We start from the raw sequence: 254 nt of genomic DNA on the forward strand, positions 1-254 counted from the left end.
CAGATTTGCCAGCAATGGTGAGATGGGTGAGCCCTGCGGGATGCCGCGCCGGTTGTCCCGCGCCTCGGTCGTGCGTGTCTTCCGTCCTCGATCATCGGTTTCTTCGACAGGGCATTCCAGCCACATCTTGATGAGATGCAGCACGCGCCGATCAACGATCCGGCGCGCTACTGACTTCATCAGTTCGGCATGGGGAATGCTCCCGAAGTAGTCCGCGAGGTCGGCGTCCACCACTTCCGGATGACCACGGCACA

1 protein-coding gene is annotated in these 254 nt (G+C 61.4%); it reads right to left on the reverse strand.

The features are described from left to right. A partial coding sequence (locus AC0L2O_RS37120; protein ID WP_473373244.1) for a reverse transcriptase domain-containing protein occupies window positions 1-254 on the reverse strand: 254 nt, incomplete at both ends.

The sequence above is a fragment of the Bradyrhizobium sp. Kon10 genome (genome assembly GCF_055807395.1).